The sequence below is a fragment of the Nostoc sp. ChiVER01 genome (assembly GCF_034531155.1).
Lineage (GTDB): Bacteria > Cyanobacteriota > Cyanobacteriia > Cyanobacteriales > Nostocaceae > Nostoc.
Map to the genome: position 1 here is coordinate 540,293 of NZ_JAVRBS010000001.1, position 24,773 is coordinate 565,065.

Genomic DNA, 24,773 nt, shown 5'->3' on the forward strand with positions numbered 1-24,773 from the left:
GCTATTTAAAAAAGCTGTAACATCAAAGGTTTTGTATGAGTTTATTACCCTTGAATTCGCAATCTATATTAACTGCTGTTGATTTCGATCCATTTTCTGGTGGAGAGTTATTATTAACTGCTCCTGCAACCGAATCTCAAAAAGAAATTTGGGCTTCTGTACAAATGGGAGACAGTGCCAATTGTGCTTATAACGAGTCCCAATCTCTGCGATTAAAAGGAAACCTTGATGTAGAAGCTTTCCAATCTGCTGTGCAACAGTTAGTCCAACGCCATGAAGCGCTACGGACAACCTTTAGCACAGATGGCAATACACTCTGCATTGTTGCCTCCTTAAGAATAGAAATCCCCATCATCGATCTTGCTGGACTAAAGCCACAGGAGCAAGAGACAAAAATAGCTAGTATATTGCAACAAGAGGTAGAACAACCATTTGATTTAGAACACGGCCCCCTATTTCGGGCAAAAATTGTCAAATTGCATCCTCAAGAGCATTTAGCAATTATGACTGCCCATCACATTATTTGTGATGGTTGGTCATGGGCAGTGTTGATGCCAGATGTGGGTAAACTCTATTCTGGCTTGCAACAGGGTATTGTTCCTGAATTGGAAGAACCAGACCACTTCAGTGAATATGCGATCTTGCAGGAAGAAGAAGCCCAAAGTCTAGAAGCGATCGCTATAGAACAATACTGGTTAGATCAATTCTCCGATTCTGTGCCTGTACTCGATTTTCCCAGCGATCGCCCTCGTCCATTATTTAGAACCTTTAACGCTGCCCGTGAAGATTGGCATTTAAATCCCGAACTAGTTGCTAACCTTAAACAACTAGGAACAAAACTTGGTTGTAGCTTTATGACTACGATCTTGTCAGGATTCGAGGTGTGGCTCCACCGCTTGACAGGGCAAGACGACCTAGTTGTAGGTATTTCCGCCGCCGGACAAGCTGCTTTAGGGCAATATAATCTCGTAGGGCACTGCGTTAATTTATTACCATTACGTAGCCGCATCAATGGAGAAAAATCCTTTAGTGACTACTTGCAAACGCGGCGGTCGGCTGTATTAGATGCCTATGATCACCAACAATTTACCTTTGGCAGTCTGATCAAAAAATTAGTGTTTCCACGGGATTCTAGCCGTATTCCCTTAGTACCAATCACCTTTAATATCGATCAGGGCTTGGACGGAGACAGCTTGCCATTTGCAGGGCTGGAGGTAGAATTTTTCTCCAATCCTCGCGCCTTTGAGAATTTTGAACTATTTATCAATGCTACGGAATTGCGTGGTCAGCTGACGCTGGAGTGCCAGTACAACACCAATTTGTTTGATGCTGATACTATCCGTCGTCGGATGGCAGAGTTTGAAACTCTTTTAGCAGGTATAGTTGCTAATCCCAATCAAATTATTGCCAAATTGCCAATCTTGCCAACAACTGAGCAACAGTTGTTAGCAGCATGGAACAATACTCAAACAGCTTATCCTGAAGATAAATCGATTCATCAGCTGTTTGAAACTCAAGTCGAGCGAACACCAGATGCGATCGCTGTTGTGTTTCAAAATCAACAACTGACTTATCTGGAACTTGACCAGCGTGCCAATCAGCTTGCTCATTATCTCCAAACTTTGGGAGTCAAGCCTGGAGTGCTAGTTGGCATCTCCTTGGAACGGTCAACAGAAATAGCGATCGCTCTGCTAGGTGTACTCAAGGCAGGTGGCGCTTATGTCCCCTTAGATCCCACGTATCCCAAAGAACGCTTGACTTTCATGCTTGATGATGCTCAAGTGTCCGTGTTACTTACCAAAGCCAACCTACTTAATTTGTTACCAGACAATCAGCTAAAGGTGGTTTGTTTGGATACAGATGAAGAAAAAATTGTCTATTATCCAACTCATAAACCCGCTTACCTAGCAAATGCTGAGAATCTAGCTTACGTCATCTACACTTCCGGTTCCACAGGAACACCCAAGGGAGTAAAAGTTTCTCACCAAAATGTTGTCAACCTCCTGGAAAGTATGCGTGAGCAACCAGGGTTGACGCAGCAAGATATTCTGCTATCTGTCACCACTCTCTCCTTTGATATTGCCGTTCTAGAAATATTCTTGCCATTAATCGTGGGGGCAACTACTCTAATAGTCAGCCGTGAGGTGGCTACGGATGGAGAGAAACTGCTCAAAACTCTCAACCATTCAAGAGCAACAGTCATGCAGGCCACTCCTGCAACCTGGCGATTACTGCTAGCGGCTGGCTGGCAAGGTTCCAAACAACTCAAGATTCTGTGCGGTGGGGAAGCGTTACTACCTATTTTAGCCAAGGAACTGGTAAATCGTGCCCACAGTGTTTGGAATATGTACGGGCCAACCGAAACAACAATCTGGTCTACCTGCTATCAGATTCAAGCAGACGGAATCCCCCTAATTGGTCAACCCATTGCCAATACTGAAATTTATCTATTAGATGCTTACCAGCAGCTCGTGCCTGTGGGAGTTCCTGGTGAACTTTATATTGGTGGTGCAGGTGTAGCGCTGGGTTATTTAAATAGACCTGAGTTGACTAAAGAAAGGTTTATTTCCAACTCATTCAGCCAAGAACCTCATGCTCGACTCTATAGAACAGGTGATTTAGTTCGTTATCGCGCCGATGGCAATCTTGAATATCTGCAACGAATTGACAATCAGTTGAAAATTCGCGGTTTTCGGATTGAATTGGGTGAAATTGAAACGGTGATGGCTCAACATCCTGCTGTGAAAGAAGCCGTCGTTGTTGTGCGAGAAGATATCCCAGATGAGAAAACTTTAGTCGGTTATTTAGTTCCAAAAATACCATCTGAAGTTGAGTCTTTAGCAGAGTCTGCTAGCAGTACTCAACATATCCAAGCCTGGAATCAAAGGTGGGATTTACTGTATGAATCAGGTTTAAAGAATGCCTCACCAGAATCTTTACAAAACCAAACATTAGGCGATGCCGCCATTATCAAGCAATTAAGTAATCAAGATAATTTTGAAGAGCAAGTCCAAGAGTGGCTAGACCAAACTGTAGAACGGATTCTCGATCTGCAACCCAGTCGAGTGATGGAAATTGGTTGTGGAACGGGTCAAATCCTACTAGAAATTGCTTCAAAATGTACATATTACTTTGGTACAGATTATGCTGCCTCAGCATTGCAAGAATTAGATAAGCAACTGCGAATATCTGAGAAAGAATTACCGGAAATTGTTCTTGACCACCGAGCAGCAGATAATTTTCAAGGAATTGAAGCAGCTTCCTTTGACACAGTAATTATTCACTCAGTTGTTCAGTATTTCCCAGATATTAACTATTTACTGCAAGTCTTAAAAAATGCCGTTGAGGTAGTGAAACCAGGCGGTTGTATTTATGTCGGTGATGTCCAAAGCTATGGATTATTAGAAGCTTACCATACTGCTGCTCAACTAAAAAATTCATCATCATCAATGTCAGTCGATAAACTGAGGAGCATTGCTGAAAATAGAGTTCGTAATGAAGATGAATTAGTTGTTGATCCAGATTTCTTTTATGCCCTGAAACAGTATATTTCGGCAATTGGGCATGTTGAGATAAAGCTGCGTCGTGGCCATATTTGGAATGAGACAACTCTGTTCCACTATGATGTATTTCTTTCCATTGAACCAGAAGCAACAACAGCTATTAAACCAACATGGCATGACTGGCTAGATGAAAACTTGACAGTAGCAGATGTGCAGCAAATTCTCGAAAAAACTCAACCAGATTATTATTGCATCAAAAAAATTCCGAATGCTCGGATTCACAAAGAAGTTCAAGCTTTGGCGTTACTGAAAGGAGACAGCCAGTTACAAACTGTCGCAGATGTAATAACAGTATTGGAGAAGCTACCAGGGGGTATTGATCCAGAAAATCTTTGGGCATTGGGTGAAAGTTTGCCATACAACGTAGACCTCAGATGGTCAAATGCTGCTAAGGAAGGTTACTTTGAGGCTGTTTTTACACGAATTTCTCCAAAACAAGCACAGACTGTTGTCATCGATTCGCAGGCAGAGAATCAAGTAAGACCTCAGTCGTGGAGTGCTTATGCCAATAGCCCCATGCAGAAGCAGGCTGCAAATAATCAGCTAATCCCACAATTACGCGAGTTCTTAAAGGAAAAGCTACCAAACTATATGGTGCCTGCTACCTTCATGACACTGGATGCGATGCCTCTTACTCCTAATGGCAAAGTGGATCGGAAGGCTCTACCAATACCCGATTTTGCTCGTCCAGAACTGGCACAGAATTATGTTGCACCTCGCACTTTGGTTGAACAGCAGATTGCTGGCATTTGGGCACAAGTTCTCAACTTAGAAAATATCGGCATTCACGACAATTTCTTTGAGCTAGGGGGACATTCAGTACTGGCGATTCAAGTTACTTCACGGTTGCGTCAAACCTTTCAAGTAGAAATACCTTTACTCAACTTATTTGAAGTACCAACTGTAGCTGATTTAGCTGAACGAGTTGAAACACTGCAATGGGCAGCGCAAAATTCCCAAGCTTCTCAGACTGAGACAATGAGCGACTATGAAGAGGGACAATTATGAAAACCATTCATGAGTTTTTATCAGAACTACGTCATCTAGATGTGAAATTATGGGTCGAAGGTAGTAACCTGCGCTATCGAGCTGCTAAGGAGAGTCTGACATCAGATTTGCTGGCGCAGATGCGAGAACGGAAAGCCGAAATCCTAGAATTTCTCCTCCAGGCTAATTCTGCTAGTAGTAACAATCTTCCCCACATATTACCTAACATCAGAGATGGTAAACTCCCTCTTTCCTTTGCTCAACAACGTTTATGGATTTTAGAGCAATTTGATCCTGGTAACTCTGTCTACAATATACCCCTAGCCTATCGCCTCACAGGCTCACTTAATGTTGCACTACTGGAGCAATGTCTAGTTGAAATTGTCCGACGTCACCAAATCCTACGAGTTACCTTTATATCCATAGATGGACAACCCAGCCAAGTAATATCTCCAGACATAACCCTGAATCTGCCGCTTGTTGATTTGAGTCAGTTACCTATAAAACAACGGGAAATTGAAGATAAAAGATTAGCTGCCCAAGAAGCTCAACAACCCTTCGATTTGGTGCAAGGGCCATTATTTCGCTTTCAACTGTTACGCCTAACTGAAAAGGAGCATGTGTTGCTCCTGATTTTGCATCATATTATTGCAGATGGCTGGTCTTCAGAGGTTTTCTTTCAGGAACTCACAGCACTTTATGAAGCTTTCGCTGCTGGCAAATCTTCCCCACTGCTGGAATTATCTGTCCAGTATACTGACTTCGTTTACTGGCAGCGTCAGTGGCTGCAAGGTGCAGTCCTAGAATCTCAGCTTGATTATTGGAAGCAGCAGTTAAGTGGCAACCTACCTATATTAGAACTGCCCGGCGATCGCCCACGCCCACCTGTCCAAACTTACTCAGGTGAAATTTGTCGCCAGATGCTACCGCAGGACTTGACTGATGCCCTCAAGGCTTTGAGTCAGCAGTCAGGGGTAACATTGTTCATGACTTTATTGGCAGCGTTTAAGGTATTGCTCCATCGCTATACAGGACAAGAGGATATTCTTGTTGGCTCCCCAATTGCCGGTCGCAACCAGGTAGAAACCGAAGGATTGATGGGTTTATTTGTCAATACCTTGGTCATGCGGACTGACCTTTCCGGCAATCCCACTTTTCGGGAAATACTCGATCAAGTGCGTCAGGTGGCTTTAGGTGCTTACGATCACCAGGATTTACCTTTTGAAAAACTGGTAGAAGAACTCAAACCGGAACGCGATCGCAGTCATTCACCACTGTTTCAAGTAATGTTCGCCATGAATCCCCCTTGGACAAAGGGGGCAGAGCGAGAAGTAGCAGATTTGAAAATTGCCTCCACCTTTGGATATACTCATAGCGGCACGGCAAAATTGGATTTAACCCTGGTGATGCGGGATACAGGCAAAGGATTGAGAGCTTCCTTTGAGTACAATACCGACCTATTCGATGAAGCAACGATCGCTCGGATGCTTGGGCATTTCCAAACAATCCTAGAAGGTATTCTTGCAAACCCAAAGCAACGTATCTCAGAGTTACCCCTATTAACGCCAGCCGAACGGCAACAGTTATTTATAGAGTGGAACAAGACTCAAACTGACTATCCCCGACACGCTTGTATTCATCAACTGATTGAAGCACAGGTCGAAAGTACACCTAATGCTGTAGCAGTAGTATTTGGAAACGAACAACTTACCTACCGTGAACTCAATAGTCGTGCCAATCAATTAGCTCATTATCTGCGATCGTTGGGAGTTCAAACTAACGAGCTAGTAGGAATTTGTCTAGACCGTTCTTTAGAAATGGTAGTGGGGGTATTAGGCATTCTCAAAGCTGGTGCGGCTTATCTACCGCTAGATCCAAACCATCCAGAAGCGCGTGTAGCATTTATGCTGGAAGACTCGCAAGCGAAGGTATTATTAACTCAACAACGGCTTGTAGAGTTTTTACCCAAAAATACCGCTAAGTTAGTAGAAATTGATGCTGATTTTCAGTTTATTATTGAGCAGAATCAAGAAAACCTGCTCTGTGGCAAAGATACAACACCTAAAAATCTTGCTTATGTAATTTACACTTCCGGCTCTACAGGAATACCTAAAGGAGTAAAAGTTCCTCACCGAAGCGTTGTTAACCTCCTAACAAGTATGCGTGAGCGACCAGGCTTAACTCAGCAAGATATTCTACTATCCGTCACCACACTCTCTTTTGATATTGCGGTTCTGGAAATATTCTTGCCGTTAATTGTGGGGGCAACTACTTTTATAGTCAGCCGTGAAGTCGCTACAGATGGAGAGAAACTGCTCACAACTCTCAACCATTCCCAAGCAACAGTTATGCAGGCTACTCCTGCAACCTGGCAACTGCTGCTAGCTGCTGGATGGCAAGGTTCCCAACATCTAAAGATTCTTTGTGGCGGAGAAGCTTTGTCAACAAGTTTAGCCAAGGAATTGGTGAATCGTACCCAGAGTGTTTGGAATATGTACGGGCCAACCGAAACAACAGTCTGGTCTACCTGCTATTCGATTCTAAAAGATGGAATTCCTCTAATTGGTCAGCCCATTGCCAATACTCAAATTTATCTGTTGGATAGCTGTTTGCAGCCTGTGCCTGTGGGAGTTCCGGGTGAAATGTATATCGGCGGTGCTGGTGTAACGCTAGGTTATCTGAATCGATCTGAACTTACTCAAGAAAGATTTATCTCCAACCCATTTAGCCAAGAGCCGAATGCTCAACTCTACAGAACAGGGGATTTAGTTCGCTATCGCGCCGATGGGAATCTTGAGTATCTGCAACGGATGGATGACCAAGTAAAAATTCGCGGTTTCCGCATCGAATTGGGCGAGGTAGAGTTAGCTATAGCCCAATATCCGGGGGTAAAGCAGGCTGTTGTCATAGCGCCAGAAGTTGTTCCTGGAGAAAAACGCTTAGTTGGTTATGTAGTTCCTAATTCACAGCAGAAAATTGCGATCGCAGAATTACGTAATTTATTGCAGATTAAGCTACCGAATTACATGGTTCCCTCAGTCTTTGTCATACTGGATACTTTGCCACTTAATACTAATGGCAAAGTTGATCGTAAAGCTTTACCTGTAGATAATTTAGCTAATGCTGAAATAGAAAAAATTTTTGCTACAGCAGAAGATCCACTACAATTTCAGTTAACTAAAATTTGGGAAAATGTTTTAAATATTTATCCTATTGGCATAAAAGATAATTTTTTTGATTTAGGAGGGCACTCACTACTCGCAATACGTCTGTTTTCTCAAATTAATAAGACATTTGGTCAAAATCTACCTACAGCTATTCTTTTTCAAGCTCCTACTATTGAACAATTAACTAATATTCTCCGCCAACAAGGATGCTCAACCCGTTGGTCTTCATTAATTCCCATTCAACTCCAGGGTTCTAAATTACCTTTTTTCTATATCCATTCACTATACGGAAATCTTTTTCACAGCCGCGAACTACTGGGTAATTTAGATTTAGATCAGCCAGTTTATGGGCTGCAAGCACAGGGTTTAGATAGAAAACAGGCTCCTTATACTCGCATAGAAGATATGGCAGCCCACTATCTCAAAGAAATACGTACTATTCAACCTCAAGGTCCTTATTTATTGGGTGGCTGGTGTATAGGAGGTACGGTAGCATTTGAAATGGCTAGGCAACTTGAGATACAAGGAGAAAAGGTAGAATTACTAGCTTTATTTGATTGCTACCCTCCCCAAGTAAAATCAGGTGGAAATATCAAACGCTCCTTCGTGGATAAATTGAAAAAGCGTTTTAATCATTTCCTCATTAATTCGCAGGATATAATTAAAAGGAATACAAGTCATATTGCTAAGTTAGAACAAAAGCAGCAGCTCATCTTTTTTGTTGATCGGGTCAATCACAGATTGCAAAATTTTATTAGGGAAATTGTTTACAAGCTTCATCTGAAGATGCGACTACCTTTACCTATTTCTGTGCTAGATTTAGCTGTTCGAGATGCTAATACTCAAGCGCAAAGAGCTTACATAGCTAAGGATTATAATGGTAAAGTGACACTTTTTTGGGCAATGGAAAGACCCGTAGAAGAGTATTATCTCATGGAGAAGTGGAAGGAACTAGCTACGGGTGGAATAGAAATCTACAAAATTCCTGGTTCCCACGATAGCATCATGTCATTGCCTCATGTCTTAGTCTTGTCTGAAAAATTAAATGATTGCCTAAATAATGCTCAGAGGTATCCGCTCATTAAGTAGCAGGGCTGTTTCATTCCCTATAAGGCGCTAATTTACAAGCGTTTCAATCAAAAAAATCAGGTGACTAAAAAATATGATTGGACAAGAAAATGGCGATGCCTTCAATTGGGAACTGCTATATGTCCTGGCTTATTTCAGCGACAGTCACCTAAAGCCAATTCCCTACTAAAACATAGGGTGCCCAATAAAATGGATGTTCTTTATCCTTCAAAAGAAACTCTTGAGCACGACGTAGGGCTTCTGCTTTACTTAAATTAGTATTTTGTGTTAGCTGTCGATAGAATTCACTCATCAAAACAGAGGTAGATTTATCGTCTACTTGCCACAGTGAAGCCAAGGTACTGCGTGCGCCAGAACGCACAGCTACACCAGCAAGCCCCAAAGCAGCACGCTTATCTCCAGTCGCTGTTTCACAAGCACTGAGGACAAGTAATTCAATTGGAGGAGGTACGCGATTGGAGCGCCCTACCACTTGTTCTCTAGTTTGCAGTATTTCACGCAACTGTTTAATTTTAATCTTGTCATTCCAAGCAAGAATATATGTATCTTCAAGTTTAGAACTAAATTTGCCGTGAGTTGCTAAGTGAACCACAGGAAAAGAAATTGTACTTACTAGCTGTTCAATGTTGATGCTAGTAAAAGCTTGGTTGATGAGTTGTTTAGAAGGAATAATAGACTCTATTTGCTGTAATTCAGTGCCGACATTTGATAGGGAACTAAAGCCTAAGCGAGATTCTGTTAATCCGGCGATTAATGCTTCCAATCGTCTTTGTTTTTGTTTGGGTGCTAGCAGTTGCAAACCGGGTGAAAGGGCAACACTATATTTTTCTATCAAATATTGTTTGCCGTCATAAAGCGCAGCCATTGGGATATTCTGCAATGAACCATCCATCACAAAGACTAGATTTTTGACATTGCTTTGCTCCAAACCTGCGATCGCAGGTTTGATAATCCAGTTATATACTTCTTGGGAAAGGTCTTCGCGATCGCGAAATGTATAACGTTGTTCTAGTTTTTGGCGCAGTGCTTCTAAAGTGTTTTCTACTTCAACTTTGGGTTTGTAAGTCGTGTAATGCCGTAATTCTTGAGAATGTGGTAATTTGACAATTATTTCGATGCGGTCTGCTAATATAATTGAATAAAAAACTGCTGTTACTGGATTAGAATTATCTACTACTTCGTCAATCTGGGTTGGCTGGATGGTAATACAAGCATCTTGGAAAAAGTTGTCTAATTCAGCCAATTGTAAAGCTTCAATTGCATCACGAGCTTGCTTTAAATTCTTCTGACTGACTTGTTTTGTTACTGCTTTGTCAGTCGAGGTTTGGTCAGATTCTAAAAGTAATCCTACCAATTGACGATACACTGGTTCTACTTCATCTCGAAAGTCAAATTGAGTATCGGTATTAAGAGCTACTAAATCACCGCGTAAAGTATGAAGAGTGTCTACTGCTGTGGTATAAGCTGCTACTGCTCTTTCTAAATTTCCTTGTGCCATAAGCAGGCGTCCAAGTTGCCATTCCCAGTGATAAGCAATATCTGGTGCATTTATCAGTTGAGCAAGATTTAAAGCTGACTCAGTGTATCGCTGTGCGTTTGGAAATTGTTTTCTCATCTCGTAAAATTGAGCCAGATAACCCAGACTATAAGACTCGGCTCGTTGGTCTTTGATTTCTTTGGCTTGTTGCACAGAGATATTTAATAGCTCGACAATTTCTTCAAAATTTTGAATTTTAGCTTGTTCTCTGGCTCCTGCTTGGAACTCTTGATTTTGGGTTGGGGAATTGAAAATTTCTTTTGTTGTCTGCTTGTGCGTCTTTTCAAAGCAAACCAAACTCTGAACAAAATTTATTCTGGCGTATACTGCGGCTCGACTGGGGGTTAAATTGGAGAGTGCAGATTTAATCGATCCAAGATATTCGCTCGTCGGTTGTTGCCCAAGAAACTGCAATACGCTCAAGCGATTGAGTTGAGCTTGTACAGCAGTAATGGAAGAACTTGACTTATTAGCGATTTCATGATAATAATAAAATGCTTTTTTGAAGTATTTGGTATCCTCTGTTTGGGCGATAGCTGTTTGTCCACACCGCGACGGGAGAAAATTATCCTCGGTAGTGCTTTCTTTGATGAGATTTCTCTTACCCTTTGCGAATGCGGCATTGCCTAAACTGAGTAAAGTTGCACTTTCTTCTTGTGGCGATCGCAACTGTTGCGCTACTATCAAACTTTGCTCCAGCATTTTTTGAGAATTTTCTATATCTCCACTGGCTAGCAGCCAATTCCCCCAACTTCGCAATCCAGCAGCTTTTAAAAGCGAGTTTGGCATAGAAAGGAGATTCTTTTCTACTTGCTCAAATATTTTCATTGTGCGGCGGTAAAGCCCCAAAGATTGGAAAGCTGTAGCCTGGTTAATTAAACTACCAATATTACCAGCTGTATCACCAATTTCAGTATAGGTTTTAGCTGCCTCTTGCCATGATTGCAAAGCATTTTCAGCTTGACCCAGTGCTAATTGTAAATTGCCTTGAGTGTTGAGAACTAGAGCGAGAATGTGTTTTGCATTACTATTAGTTAATTTTGATTGGTTTAATAAATCGAGACTAGTTGTAATTGCAACACTTGCTTGGTTCCAATGACCCAATTTTTGCTCACTCAAGGAAAGAAAATTTAACGCCAAAGCTTGGTTTAGCGCGTCATTTTGGGACTGAGAAACCTGTGCAGCCTGCTGAAAACTTTGCACTGCAAAGGCAAATTGTCCTGATTGGTATAAAGTTTTGCCATTTTCTATTAGTTGTTCTATGCTTTCGGAGACTTCGGTATGGGATATAAAAACATTGCTAATTGGCTGACTTGATCGGATGGGGGCTTTTTCAATAACTGGGACAATGGAAGCAGTCGATAGCAGATGAACACTAAAGCTGAAAGTAAATCCCAGCAAAGCTAATAAGATAATTTGCCACTTGCGAAATATACCCTTTTTTTTAGCCGTGTTCCAATTAGGTCTTGCCATTCCAAATCCACTCCAAAACAATCACCAGGGAGGCAGAGGGGAAAAGGGCTAAAAGCTTGGGGGAGCAAGCCTTTCTCTCTGCGACAAGGGTTGCAAAACAAGGATTTGAAGCCCCGTCTTTCTTTGTCCGCTTGTGCTGGGGCAAAGTACAAGCTCCGTCTCAGTCTTTCCCCTGCCCCCTGCTCCCTGCTCCTCTGCCTCTTTTGACCATTGCCCTATGTCCGTGTCCATTACTTGGCAATTGCTGACTGACATCCAGATGATGAACTCCCTACTTTGTGTGGTGTTGCTGTGGGAGCGTAAGCCGTAAGAATTACTTCTCCGTTCTGATTAATTATCCACCCTTGCGCTTCCACAATTTGATTAGGGCTTAAGGATTTATTCTCTCCCCCTTGTTCCCTTATCCCCAGAAGGGATTCCGATCGCTGATCTTTTTCTCCCTCTCTTCCCTTTGCTACAGCAGTGAGTCGCCAATCTTCCCATACCGCATCACTATTAAGTGTGTTGTTAGGAGAGGCAGGTAAACCACCACTTCCGGTATAAATGAAACTACTGTTAGCTGTTTTCACGCAGATATTATCATCTACTAAACGTGCTACATCCACCACATCTGTTGTTAAAGAAACTAATCCTTTACTAGGGTCTGTATCAGGGGTATTGATTTGTATATTTCCGCTCAAGTCAGGACTTGCTCCTTTTGCAGTAATACTACTTATTAGCGGTAATGATGTTGTCGGAGATTGAAAACCAAAGATTTGAGCAACATTAATCTTGACATTTCCACCACGAAAGTTTTCAGAATCAGCACGAATATTACTATTTTCATTTTCAACTGCAACAATAAAGGCATTTTTGCCATCGATTGTAATATTACCACCAGTAATATTGTTTCCAGAAGCTTTAGTAGTAATTTCACTATTACGACGCATTAGTAATAAATCTCTTGGATTTAGATTTATATTGCCTTGTGCTGCAATGGTGTCGGCTGAAATTTTACCTCGGTTATCAAGACTAATCAAATTAGCATTTACCGTTAAATTGCCTGCGGCCCCATTTCCCTGACTGCTGCTAGATAGTTCGGCGTCATTGGTAATAAAAAGTGAGCTAGTTGTAATATCAACATTTCCTGCATTGCCTACAGCATTTTCTTCTACCTTACTCTCAATCGTACTTGGGAATAATCCATCGCCACTTGCTCCATCAATAGATACTATATCTTGGGCAACAATATTTACTTTTCCGGCATTCCCTTGTCCTTCTGTGCCTGCGCGTAAGTTCGCACCATTCTGCAAAAAAAGTGAGCCTGTATTAATGTTAATATCATTCGCTGCACCTGTTCCTTGAGGTAACACAAGACTATAAGCACCACTTCTGTTATTGTTAGTGCCTACACCATCAAATAAAACGAAATCAGTCGCATTGATATTGACTATACCAGCATTTCCATTACCATTTGTACGAGTAGCTAAAAGGGCACCATCAGTGACTTTCAATGACCTAGTAGTGATATTTACATTGCCTCCATCACCTGGTTTAATTGTCGCAACTTCGGTGTAAATGCCTCCTGGAAAACCTTTTTGGTTAACTCCACTTAAATTAATGGAATTAGCAGCATTAATAGTTATACTGCCAGAATTTCCTTCTCCTAGAGTGCTTGTTGCTATAAAAGAACCATCACTCAAGGTCAAAGAATCTGCTTTAATATCTATATCACCCCCCCTACCATTGGCGTTTTCTTGTACTCTACTATAAGCTCCTCCTTCAGTTATAAAAGACACATTATCTCGTGCTTGAATACTAATATTACCTCCGTTTCCTAATCCATAAGTATCAGCCTGGAGCGAGGAACCACTGGCAATTGAGAGTGAACCTGTGGCAATGCTGATATTACCTGCTTTACCCTTTATTTGCTCTCCTAACAGGGTTTTTATAGAACTTCCATCTGATAAAGAGACGGTATCACGGGCATCAATAATGATATTACCTGCATCTCCTTGTTTGCTATAGCTTTCTGCTGTTAATATGGCTTGGTTGGTGAGCTGAAGCGAACCTGTAGAGATTTTTACTATACCTCCGTTGCCTGATCCTTCGCCATCTTCTCGCAAACCTACGCTGCTTGCAGCATAACTGTTACTACCATCAAATTGAACCGAATCAGCACCAATTATTACATTGCCTGCGTTGCCTTCACCGAAAGTAGCTGCTGTTAAAAATGATCCATTAGTAACTGAAACTGACCTTGCTTGGATTGAAAGGTCATTTCCATTTCCTTTGCCGCCTGGTTGAACTGTGGTAAACACTCCACTCTTATTTGCAAGGGATACATTATCACGAGCTTGTATTTGCACACTGCCCGCATTTCCTTTTGCAATAGTACTAGCACTAAGAAGTGAATTATCATTCAGCGTAAGTGAACCCGTATTGATTTTTATGATGCCGCCATTACCTTCTCCTTTTTCAACTTGACTGAAGGCAAAGGAATTATTATAAAAATCAACGGTATTACGAGCATCAATTGTTAAATTCCCAGCATCTCCCGTACCTAAAGTACTAACTTTTAATTGAGAGTTGTTACCAACTAATACAGAATCAGCTTGAATTTGCAAATTTCCACTTTTTCCTACATCTGTAGGGTTTGTAGGTTCTAAAGTAGTCGAGCCAAAGCTTCCATCAAGAAAAGAGACTTGTCCACGAGCATTTATATTAATATTACCGGCATTACCTGGACGTTGCAAGGAATGATCACCCAAGGTACGAGTGTAAATTCCAGATCCGACCTTTACGGATAGTAAGCCAGTAGTAATATTAATATCACCAGCATTGCCGATGCCATTCGTCCGAACCTGATTTCTAATTTCGCTTTGCTCTTCTATCCTAATTGCTTCGGTGGCGTCAAGAGTAATATTTCCGGCTTTGGCAGTTGCTGATCCCAAATTTGCCTCAATACCACCATTAAGTGAACTTCCTTTTAATAAATCTATGTTGCGTGCGTTGACTGCAATACTACCACCATTCTCATAAGAAACATTAGCGATCGCTCCATTATTCAAAAATACATCACTTCGTGATAATTCTGGTACTTGAGTACTAAAAATGTCGCCATCTGTAAAAAGGTTTATACTTCCTGGAGCAGCTAATCCTGTTAATTCGATCCGTCCACCATAAGCATTTAATTGTCCATTATCCATCGTTACATTACCACCGATTAGTAATATGCTTTTACCATCAGGTACTCGCAAACCATAGGTTTCAAAACCTGCTAAATGAGGGCCAGCACCTGCAATTGAGTTATTTTCAATTGCTCCTGTAGTGATTTGGTTGTATAAAAAAGCCGAAGGGTTAATTGTCAGTAACGATGAAGGCGCTTCTGGATTTGTTGCGCTGAAGTTGCCTATACTACCAAATTGTAAAGCGTTGGCTGTTGTCGCAATAAAGGAACCACCAATACTCAAGCTGCCCTTTGGCCCAAATACAATGCCATTGGGATTAAGTAAGAATAAGTTTGCTTTACCATTAGTACGAATTAAGCCATCAATATTAGAAATTGACTTACCTGTTACTCGTGTCAGAATGTTCTGAATATCTAGTGAATTATTGAAGAAAGCTGTATTTCCATCGAGAACAGAGAACTCAGAGAAACTGTGAAACAGATTACCGCCTCTTGTCGTTCCACCCTCAATAACTGTGGTATTACCCTCTAATTTGACATTAGAATTATTCGGGAGAGTGGTATCTGTTGTAATTTGGGCGATCGCACAATTAGCAGAGAATATTATTGCACCAGCGAACTGACAAGTTAGGGCTTGGGCGATAACCGAAGCATAGCGCGGGTACGCCGCAATTCCTAACCTTTTGAAGCTTCTAAAACCTATATATTTTTTCAAAATTGCATCCCTCTAAAGAAGTAGAAATTGTTGCAGATATTCAATACCATTTGCCCATTTAGAGACGACAACAAGGGGCGATCGCTTCAGTAGAAATATTTTCCAACCCTACAGACTCCAACAAATCTTTCCAATCAGTCGCCAAGGTTGCATCTTGGCGTTGGCTGGCGCGAAGTTCTCCTAGAGTAGTTAGAGCATCTTGCCAAATACCTGCTTGAGCATAAAGCGCTACTTTTTGACGTGGGGTTGCTGTATGTAAGCGACGTGTTAATTCATCTGTTGGAACAATGCGTTGTACTAACCCTTCAACGGCTGTATCTTCTGAGCGGCTTTGCGGGTTACAATCAATCAAAAAATACCAATGATAATATTGTCCAATTTCTAGGGGTTTCTCTGTTGCAGGAACATTAACTTCAATCACTCCTGGCGTATTGGATAAAGTAATAGGAATTGGTTCTTTGGTGAGAGAGTTATTTTTTTCATCCAGTAAAACAAATTTCACCGAGTTGATATTCTTGGATACATAGGGAACGTAAAACCAAAAAGTTGGATGTTCATCTGTGGTTAAGCTTAAAACATATTGTGTGGTAGTGCCTCTTGTTACTTGCTTTTGATTTGCAGTTTTTGACACCAAAGGTACTAAGGCTGTGAGAGGTTTAGTCACGGCTGGACAATCACCGCGAGTTCCTGCACCTATTCTGTCTGTCGGTGCGCCCCGATTTTCTGGTTGTTTCTCTAAAGTTGGTTGAACAAAACGTATTTTTGTAGTGTTTGACTGCTGAGATTGTGCTGATAATTGCGTAACATTAACCAGTAAAAAGGTTGTGATAAATACTAATGTTTTTGATAATGAAAGAAAGTTGATTTTAGTCATAATTAAATTTTCAATTTTTTACAATTATTTTTTTCTAAGAATTCAGAAATAAAGACTTGATAAATAAATATCCTACTTTTAATAAACTCCTTATATATTGTGATTTCTGGGTGCTGAATTTTTATCTTTTTTTTATGAATAATTTTTCGTATTTTTTACACCGATTCCAGTAATTACTAATGCCAGTGCAGAGGGAAGAAATGGCATCCAACCTCCATATAACAAGAGAACAAAACAGCAACCGTAGAGGATGAGTAATTCAGCAGTTATGAGAATAGCAAATTTCAATAGTGACCGACTGTATACAGCTAATATTCCGGCTACCAAAGACGTACCGCAAATCCCCAAAATTTCACCCCATGCAGGTAAAACCCATAATAGAGGGCGCTTGTCTAAAACAGCACTTAGAATTTGACTAACCATATTTGCCTGAAGCAGTACCCCTGGAATTTGTTGGTAGGGGGTATTTGCCATACTGTAGGGTGTAAGAAAATAGTCTTTAGCGCCTTGTGAGTCAACGCCAATCAAAACAATCTTATCTTTTACCCAGTTGGGGTTGAATTGATTATTCAAGACTTGTGCAACGCTGACTTGTTTTGCAACCTTCTGCGAAGAGCGATAATTAAGTAGTATTTGGTGTCCCTTTGCATCAAATTGTTGATAACCACCTGTAGGAACATCTATGGGTTTAAAGATTGTTTTGCCAAGCTGCAAGTAGCCTTCATCACTAATATCGAATTTGATGCCTTCTTTAGCTAAATATTGTCGTGCAAGTTGAAAGTTGAGAGAGTAGGACGACTTGCAATTTGATTCCGGTTCTGGTGTTATAGATAGTAGATTACGACGGATTACCAAATCGCTATCTAATACAACATCACTAAAGCCTATGCGGTTAGGTGGAATTTCTGGCGGTGGTGAAATCCCAATTGCTTGTTGTTTGGTACCACCAAGTTGACATATAGCAATAAAATTGTTGTTTGTTCGTAAATGATTTGCTAAATCTGGATATTGATAACCTACCGGAAAATCTCGATAAATATCTAAACCAATGGCTCTTGGCTTGTAAATTGACAATTTTTGCAATAGTTTTTGTAGCGTACTATCTGATAGTGATGATTTTTGTCTTTGTTCTTGAGCCTGAATATCTGCTTCTGTGACAGTAATCACCAAAAGACGCTTATCTACACCTTCGTCAGGTCGCATCCGCATCATTGAGTCGAAAGCCGACAGTTCCCATTGTTGCATGAAACCGAGCGATCGCACCCCCGTAATTAAGCTGGTGATCAAAACACTCACTAAAAATGTGATTTTCAGATTCCGTGCTGTCAATTTAGAGAAAGCACCTTTATTAGTTTGACCGCATAATTGTTGCCAAGTTAGAGTTTCTTCCGCTATGTTTTGACAAATCACAGGTAGCCAAGAAGCAGCAGGAAATTCTTCTTCCAAACCCTGTAATCTGGAACGTGCATAACGTACCGCTAAATAGAAAGATTTACCTTCAGAAAAAGCTCCCAAGAAATGTTTTAGAAACTCTTGTGCTATCAAGTCCGGTATTTCCTCCCGCATGACAATAATTTGGCTAATTTGCAAATCACTTAACTGTCGCGCTAATCCCAAACCATCACAAGAATTGAAAATAGCTATTTTTAAACCGCGTGAAATTGCATAAGTCAACGAATTTTTTAACTCATTTATTGTTAATGCACTATTTGGATTTATATGTATGTGACCTTTATCATTTTCGCTTTGACTATGACCTGCAAAAAACAGTATATCCCAGCCTTGTTCGTCCCAAAGCCACTTATCTAATTCCTGACGTGAAGGCTCTACTAAAAATACTGTTGATGCATTTGGTAATTGTTCTAAAATATTTCTATCTTGTTGAATATCAATACCTTGACTATTACCCAAAATTGCCAATATTCTAACTTTATTTGTTTTCTGTTTGGGTAATCGTATTACTCGCTCATATCTTGGAGTACTTACAGCAACTTCGCATAATTGGTAATGCTCAATAAAATTCCATAAATGCCAAGGTAGCCGTTGTAGAAGAGAATCGCTTGCTTCAATAATCACTTGAAATTCTTCATTTAAAGCCAATTTCTCACGTAACTTTTGATCGATTGGGCGAAATGAATCAGAGTTTAGCCAAGAATTGATTGCTTCATATAATTGTTCTTGAACTTCACTAAAATCTACTTCACTAACGTTATTTAAACCTGTGGATTCTACTTCGATTCCCGAACGACTGACGAATCGTTTATGAAGTGCTTGATATATTAATTGAAAGCGTTTATAAAGTTCAGCAATTTTTGGTGCAGGAGGTAAACTACCTGTAAATTTTATCGGACGAGAGTTGTTATTTTCCCACAATTGTGCAGTTACAGGGAAAAAGCCATCGTTTAAGTTACCTTTTTCTAAGCTGATAACAATTAACTTACTCATCTTTAATTTTAAGATAGCTATAATTCACAGTCAAAATGCATACTGATTTAATGCATATTATAAGTTTTAATCTGTTACCTCATGGCTTGAAAATACTAATTAGTTAATATCAACTTTTTTAAACACTTATAATATCTGTAGGTTAATTATTTGAAGAACAAAACCTAACGCGACTTTAAAGCTCATTTTGGGTTTCACAAGCATCAACCCAACCTGTATCAGTAAATATTTATTATAAGTAATTATCCAAGTTTGATATAGTTTCAAATAGAAAAATTTTCTGTCATTCTGAAATTATCAAGAGTCAATTGGATAGAGAATTTGGTTCCGCTTAAACCTTTAAAACGGTTAAGTTGAATGTAGCAATCTAAACTTCTCGATTCAATTTGCTGTAGAATATTTTCCGATTCTAAAAGCATAACTTTGAGATTTGCTGGCAAATATTTCTTATTGCCAGTGGGATGAACTTGTACGATAATAGCAACTTTCTTGTCTTCTTCCTGTGAGAGAGCAAGCATCAATGCTAAAGATTGCCCTCCTAATTGTACCCCCAGATCAATTAACTTGACTCCATTTACACCTGTTTTACTAGTTGCAGAAAAACTTCTGAACTCAAATGCTAAATTTCCTATTTGTAAATTTAAAACTTCGTCAATAGGTTGCCATCCTGCTGTAAACAGCTTCTGAAACCATTGATCAAGGTTCACCTGAATCAATGAAGAGTCTACAGAGACGTTATTCATTGATTCTATACTTGGTGACAAGTATTTATTAGCAGTGGATACAGGATTTTTTTCTTGGTTTAAACGTTGATTATACAGTTGTTGTCGCCACTGTTCGTTGGAAATTAATGCCGCCCACTGAGCAAATGGTATATCTAAATGTACTCTAGGAGAATAAATAGAAGCATCACTCAATGTCTGCAATAGGTTTTGAGCTTCTGTTGCTGACAAATTTACTTCAGGTAGAACTTCTTCTCGCCAACGCAATCCAAGTGTAGCAAAAAGTAAGGTAAAATTTTCATTTAACTGTTCGATAGGTAAAGAATAAGTGCGATCGCTTGAATTATATTTGCCTTGGTTTTTCAATTGACGATGTGTAGCAAATCCGCATACTCGTATCCAACAATCATCATCATCACCTTCCAAATTTACCTGCACTGATATATAATAGTCACCTGTCCAACTACTAATATCTATCCATTCTTGCGGTACGCGCAATTCTTCTATATCTATTGTTTCAGTCGGCACGAATAATATCTTGGTTTCACCCACCTTAATTGCTGTGCCATTTACTATCTCTAAGATCGTAGGTAAATTTTCTTCACTAGGAAATATCTCTGCGCGTAAACTAGATTCTTGCAAGGAAACCTGAAACCAAGTGAGTAAGCGGCTCAAGCAGATGCGATTAAGATAAGCATTATAAATTGCGATCGCATTTGAGTGATGTTGGGAAAGCTGCCATACTTTTTCTTGTTCAGCTGTCTCTACCTGCAACCAAATATGCTTAACGTCAATATTTACGAAATCTGATAAACTCAACATAATCTTCACCCTCACTAATAAAGTTAATACAACTGATTTTGGATATATATTTCCAGTAGGTAAATTTTTTCTTCTAGTTTTAATTCTCCCTTTCCTAATTTAGGTTCATTTTTTAACACTACTTTTAGTAGAGATTTGTAATAGTTAACCAACCATTTTTCTAAATATTCTTTCATCCAAATATTTATTTCCTTCATCAATTTTTCTTGTAATATATTTCTTGCTTTAGTAACCCTTGTAACTATTTCACTCAAGCCAGTACCTAACTGAGAAGCAATTTTTATCTCATCCATTTGCTCTCCATAATAAAGTTGTAAAACCTCACGTTCTTCATTTCCTAATTTCTTAATGGCTGATACCAAAGCTGCTTGAATCAAATCTGAGTGCACTGGTGTATGATAGTCGTTTTCTAACCATCGTTTTACATACTGTTTAACCCATTGTTGTGGTTGGGAAATCCTTGCTATAGCTTCTAATAATTTGATTGTAGATTTAGTTAGATAACGAGAAATTGTACTTTGATTCATTCCTAATCTATCTGCTAGTTGTTTTTGATTAAATCCAAACCCATAATAGAGAAGTAAAATCTTCTGAGCATCGAGTTTCATGGATTGAAGTTGCTCAGATAAAATTGAATTAGCTTGATTAGCCAAAAATCCTTGTTCTCTTGTATCCTCAGTGCTTGATATCTTTTCCCATTCGATTTCCGAAACTTGTAATTCTGATTTAACTTCAAATTCACCTGATTGAAAAGCATCAAGCGAAAATTTTGGTAGAATTGATATCGGATAACTTTCTAAAGCTTTAATGCAAATCTCCATCCAATCTTTAATTTGTTTTGCAGTTACCTTAGTAGAGTTAGCAAATACTTCATGGGGTGCAGTTGGTAATACTTTTTCTGCGTTATAACATTGAGCAGATTTTGAAAAATCCTCTTCGTCAGGGGCTATCCATTTTTTACCAGTAATTCTGGCTGGATTTTTAACCTTGTTAATTAAATAAACTTGCTTAAAGTATTTTCTAGCAAAAATAATTAATGAGATTTCTGGCTCGATAATACCGAATACTTTTAGTGCTTCTATGAGTTCTTTATCGCTCTTTTTATATAATAATCTCCACCGAGAAAATCTACTAACATCTGCTGAAAATTTAATATGATTTGTTAATACATTGCTTATATATGTATCTATATTCGCACTTTTATAATTATATTTAACTAAAATTTCTTTCAAATTGAGTGGATTGTAAACTAGTAATCTAGCAATACATAAATATTCTTCCCAAGAATTGGCATTACGCTCTTTAGATAAGTCTTTAGCAGCCCAATAGCATCTTTCCTCAAAGTAACTTGCTAAATGTTCATAGGCAAGTTGTATTTTATTACTTGGCTCCCAGTTTCCTATTAATTGTGATTCGTCAAATGCTACTTTTCGCCAAAAATTTGCGATATCTATTCCTTTATCTTGATGGCAAAATAAATTGGAAAACTCCTGATGCTTTTCCTCATATAATTTCAAATTTCGTTGCAAAGAAGGTTGATGTTTCCATTGCAACGATAATTGATTATTTTGGTCACTCAGCACAATATAGGTAGAAAATTTGTTAAGATTATCCCTTCGCTTCGGTAGTACAGGAATACTATTAATTTTGGTAAAATTAAGTACCATGATTTTTTCTCCCTACTTGACAACAAAATGAAATTTACAATATATGCAAGGGGAGCAACGCGATTTGGTGAAGTGTTAAAACCAAGAATGGAAATAGGCTATTTTGGAATGCCATTACCTCCGGTACGCTACGCGTAGGCGTAGCCCGCCGTTGGCATCGCAACACAAACCCTGGTTCTATTGATAAATTATCAACGTAATGATAATTTAATCCCGATTTCACTAAATCGCGTTGCTTCCAGCAATATGCAAGTATCAAATACACTGCATTCTTTTGTGTGATTTTAGCTTTACTGAACTTATTGGGAGCAGAGCAACCTAATTATGCAAGTTGTAGGTATTATATAAACTTGAGAGTAGAAATCGGTCAAGATGCTTATATTTTTACCTCGTCTACATATAATATCTATTTATCAAACAACAAAAAGGCTGATTTTAGCAAGCTAGTATTCAGGCAGGCAGGTGGAGCAGAGGCAGCAGGGGGAGAAAATTTTTGCGATACAATCTTAAATCCAGCCAGCAATTTCTATGCTCGTTAATGATTTCCCTAGTTTTTCATACTCTGTTTGAGTGGCTTTAAGAATATGCTTCATTTGGACAGGCTCTTGGGCATCGGCGGCCATAAAAGCTGAGTTGAGGGCAATGATGCGGATATTACCGCCAGGAGCGTTAAGTTGAGCCAGTCTTTCAAAGTTTAAGCCTTCGGTTGGGGTATCAGGCGGAAAAATCCGTCGCCAAATTTCAGTTCGATGGGCGGCATCTGGCAGAGAAAATTGAGTCACGAACCGAAGTCGCCGCATGAATGCAGGGTCTAAATTACTCTGTAAATTCGTCGTTAAAATAGCCATTCCTGGATAGGATTCCATTCGCTGAAGTAAATAACTGACTTCCAGATTGGCATTGCGATCTTTAGAATCTTTAACTTCACTCCGTTTACCAAAAATAGAGTCTGCCTCATCAAAAAGCAAAATTACACCCCCACTTTCAGCCGCATTAAATATTTGCTGGAGATTTTTCTCAGTTTCGCCAATATACTTACTAACAACAGCAGAAAGTTCAATTTTATAGAGATCGAGGTTCAGCTCATTGGCAAGAACACCTGCTGCCAGAGTTTTTCCGGTTCCGCTAGGCCCAGAAAATAAGGCTGTAATACCCAGTCCACGTCTACTTTTAGATGTAAATCCCCACTTTTCGTATACTTTGGCCTTCTGTCGCACATGAGCCGAAATTTCCTTTAGAATTCCCTTCTGAAGGGGCGGTAATACTAAATCTTCCCAAGACAATTTAGATTCAATTCGCTCTGCAAGCTCATCTAATCCAGGACGAGCTTGGACGCGGCAGCTTTGCCATAGAGCCTGTTTTAGGGAAGGAGTGGATGGCATTGTCAACTGCCCAACAGCCGCCGCACAGGCTCGACGAATCATAGAGGTACTAAGTTGAAACTGAGACGTGAGTTCCTGCAAGTCTTGCAGCAGTTTATCTGAGTCTGGTATATATTTCTCTTGCTCATTAAGTTGAGTTTTGAGTTCGGCCACAGAGGTTTGCCAAGTAATTAACTGTTCTTGAGGTAGGGGTTTAGGAACATCAAAGCGAATCATTTGACGCTTTACGCCTTGAAGTGGAGAAAGTGTCGTAACGATCGCAAAACATTCTAGTTCCTCAAGTAGTTGATGCACAGAAGCAAGTTGTAACTTGTCGGAACGATCAATATCCTCACAAACTAGAAGGAGCGCTCTACGCTCCAAAATACATTCTCTTTCCAGTCGACGGATGAAAGTCTTTAATTCATCGGGTTTGAGAGGGATACGATGGCAGTTCAACAGACTTACTTGTAAATTAAAATGCTGACATACAGCTTGGGCAATGTCAGTTTTATCCTCCATCTCTGAACCACATAGCTGAATGATCGGCAAAGAATTCTGAAATGAATTCAATTCCCATAGAGCCTTTATACTATCTGCCAAGCATTGATGAGAAGGAATTAGTCGTTGTGTGTACGATGGTAGTTCAGTAATTTCTGTTAGTAACGAGTCTGTTGTTTTTACACCTATAAGATAATGAAGGATTCTCTCATCTATATGAAGAGATGTGCTAGTTAGGGTACTACCTGAGCCTAAGTCGATCAGTTTCCAATAACGGAGTGTTCCATCGGGTGCTAATGCGCTCCAGTGAGGATTGGGCAAGGCATTGAGAACCAAACCGAACGTTGGATGGTATTGGGAATTACCGCCTTGGGCTTCATCACATAAATCTGGAAAACGCGAATCGATTTCAAGAGCTGCACAAAAAACTAATATATAGCGTTCAAATTCTGAAAGTTTAAATCTTTGACAGAGTTGTTCAAGTGCTGGAGGAAATGGCATTGCTGCCAATATTTTAGTTAGCTCGGATTGATCTTGTTTAAGGTTTGAGGCTTCTACGCCAGAATTATTTTTTGATTGATTGATATAGTTCTTAAGAAGATTAAACAGTTGATTAGTGGCAGTCACTAAATAATTTTGGTTAAATTGAAACCAGACTTCAGGATTGATTGAGCTATCCAT

General features: G+C 39.8%; 9 protein-coding genes. 2 read left to right on the top strand and 7 right to left on the bottom strand.

Translation table 11 applies throughout. The features are described from left to right. Window positions 1–35: 35 nt before the first annotated feature. Both RMY00_RS02085 and RMY00_RS02090 read left to right on the top strand, forming a co-directional pair. Window positions 36–4,571 (top strand): non-ribosomal peptide synthetase, encoded by a 4,536-nt coding sequence (locus tag RMY00_RS02085; protein ID WP_322645968.1) that lies wholly within the window; start codon window positions 36–38, stop codon window positions 4,569–4,571. Continuing rightward, window positions 4,568–8,806, top strand: a complete 4,239-nt coding sequence (locus tag RMY00_RS02090; RefSeq protein ID WP_322645969.1) for an amino acid adenylation domain-containing protein — start codon at window positions 4,568–4,570, stop codon at window positions 8,804–8,806. Before RMY00_RS02085 ends, RMY00_RS02090 begins: the two co-directional genes overlap by 4 nt. 148 nt (window positions 8,807–8,954) lie before the next feature. Here the strand turns inward: RMY00_RS02090 and RMY00_RS02095 are convergent, their stop codons facing one another. From RMY00_RS02095 to RMY00_RS02125, 7 genes are all read right to left on the bottom strand, one after another. Next, window positions 8,955–11,816, bottom strand: coding sequence for a CHAT domain-containing protein (locus RMY00_RS02095; protein WP_322645970.1), 2,862 nt, complete (start codon window positions 11,814–11,816; stop codon window positions 8,955–8,957). Between the two features lie 230 nt (window positions 11,817–12,046). Beyond that, entirely contained in the window at window positions 12,047–15,700 is a 3,654-nt protein-coding gene (locus RMY00_RS02100) for a filamentous hemagglutinin N-terminal domain-containing protein (protein ID WP_322645971.1), read from the bottom strand. Window positions 15,701–15,758: 58 nt separating this feature from the next. Continuing rightward, complete coding sequence (locus tag RMY00_RS02105; protein ID WP_322645972.1) at window positions 15,759–16,574, bottom strand: DUF928 domain-containing protein; 816 nt, start codon at window positions 16,572–16,574, stop codon at window positions 15,759–15,761. Between the two features lie 132 nt (window positions 16,575–16,706). Further along, window positions 16,707–19,019 carry a CHASE2 domain-containing protein gene (locus tag RMY00_RS02110; protein WP_322645973.1) on the bottom strand — a complete coding sequence of 771 codons (2,313 nt, stop codon included), beginning with the start codon at window positions 19,017–19,019 and terminating at the stop codon, window positions 16,707–16,709. A gap of 263 nt (window positions 19,020–19,282) precedes the next feature. Beyond that, window positions 19,283–20,563 carry a DUF1822 family protein gene (locus tag RMY00_RS02115; protein WP_322645974.1) on the bottom strand — a complete coding sequence of 427 codons (1,281 nt, stop codon included), beginning with the start codon at window positions 20,561–20,563 and terminating at the stop codon, window positions 19,283–19,285. A 23-nt stretch (window positions 20,564–20,586) separates the two neighbouring features. Beyond that, on the bottom strand, window positions 20,587–22,230 hold the full coding sequence (locus RMY00_RS02120) for a sigma-70 family RNA polymerase sigma factor (protein ID WP_322645975.1): 1,644 nt from the start codon (window positions 22,228–22,230) through the stop codon (window positions 20,587–20,589). Window positions 22,231–22,736: 506 nt separating this feature from the next. Beyond that, entirely contained in the window at window positions 22,737–24,773 is a 2,037-nt protein-coding gene (locus RMY00_RS02125; RefSeq protein ID WP_322645976.1) for an ATP-binding protein, read from the bottom strand.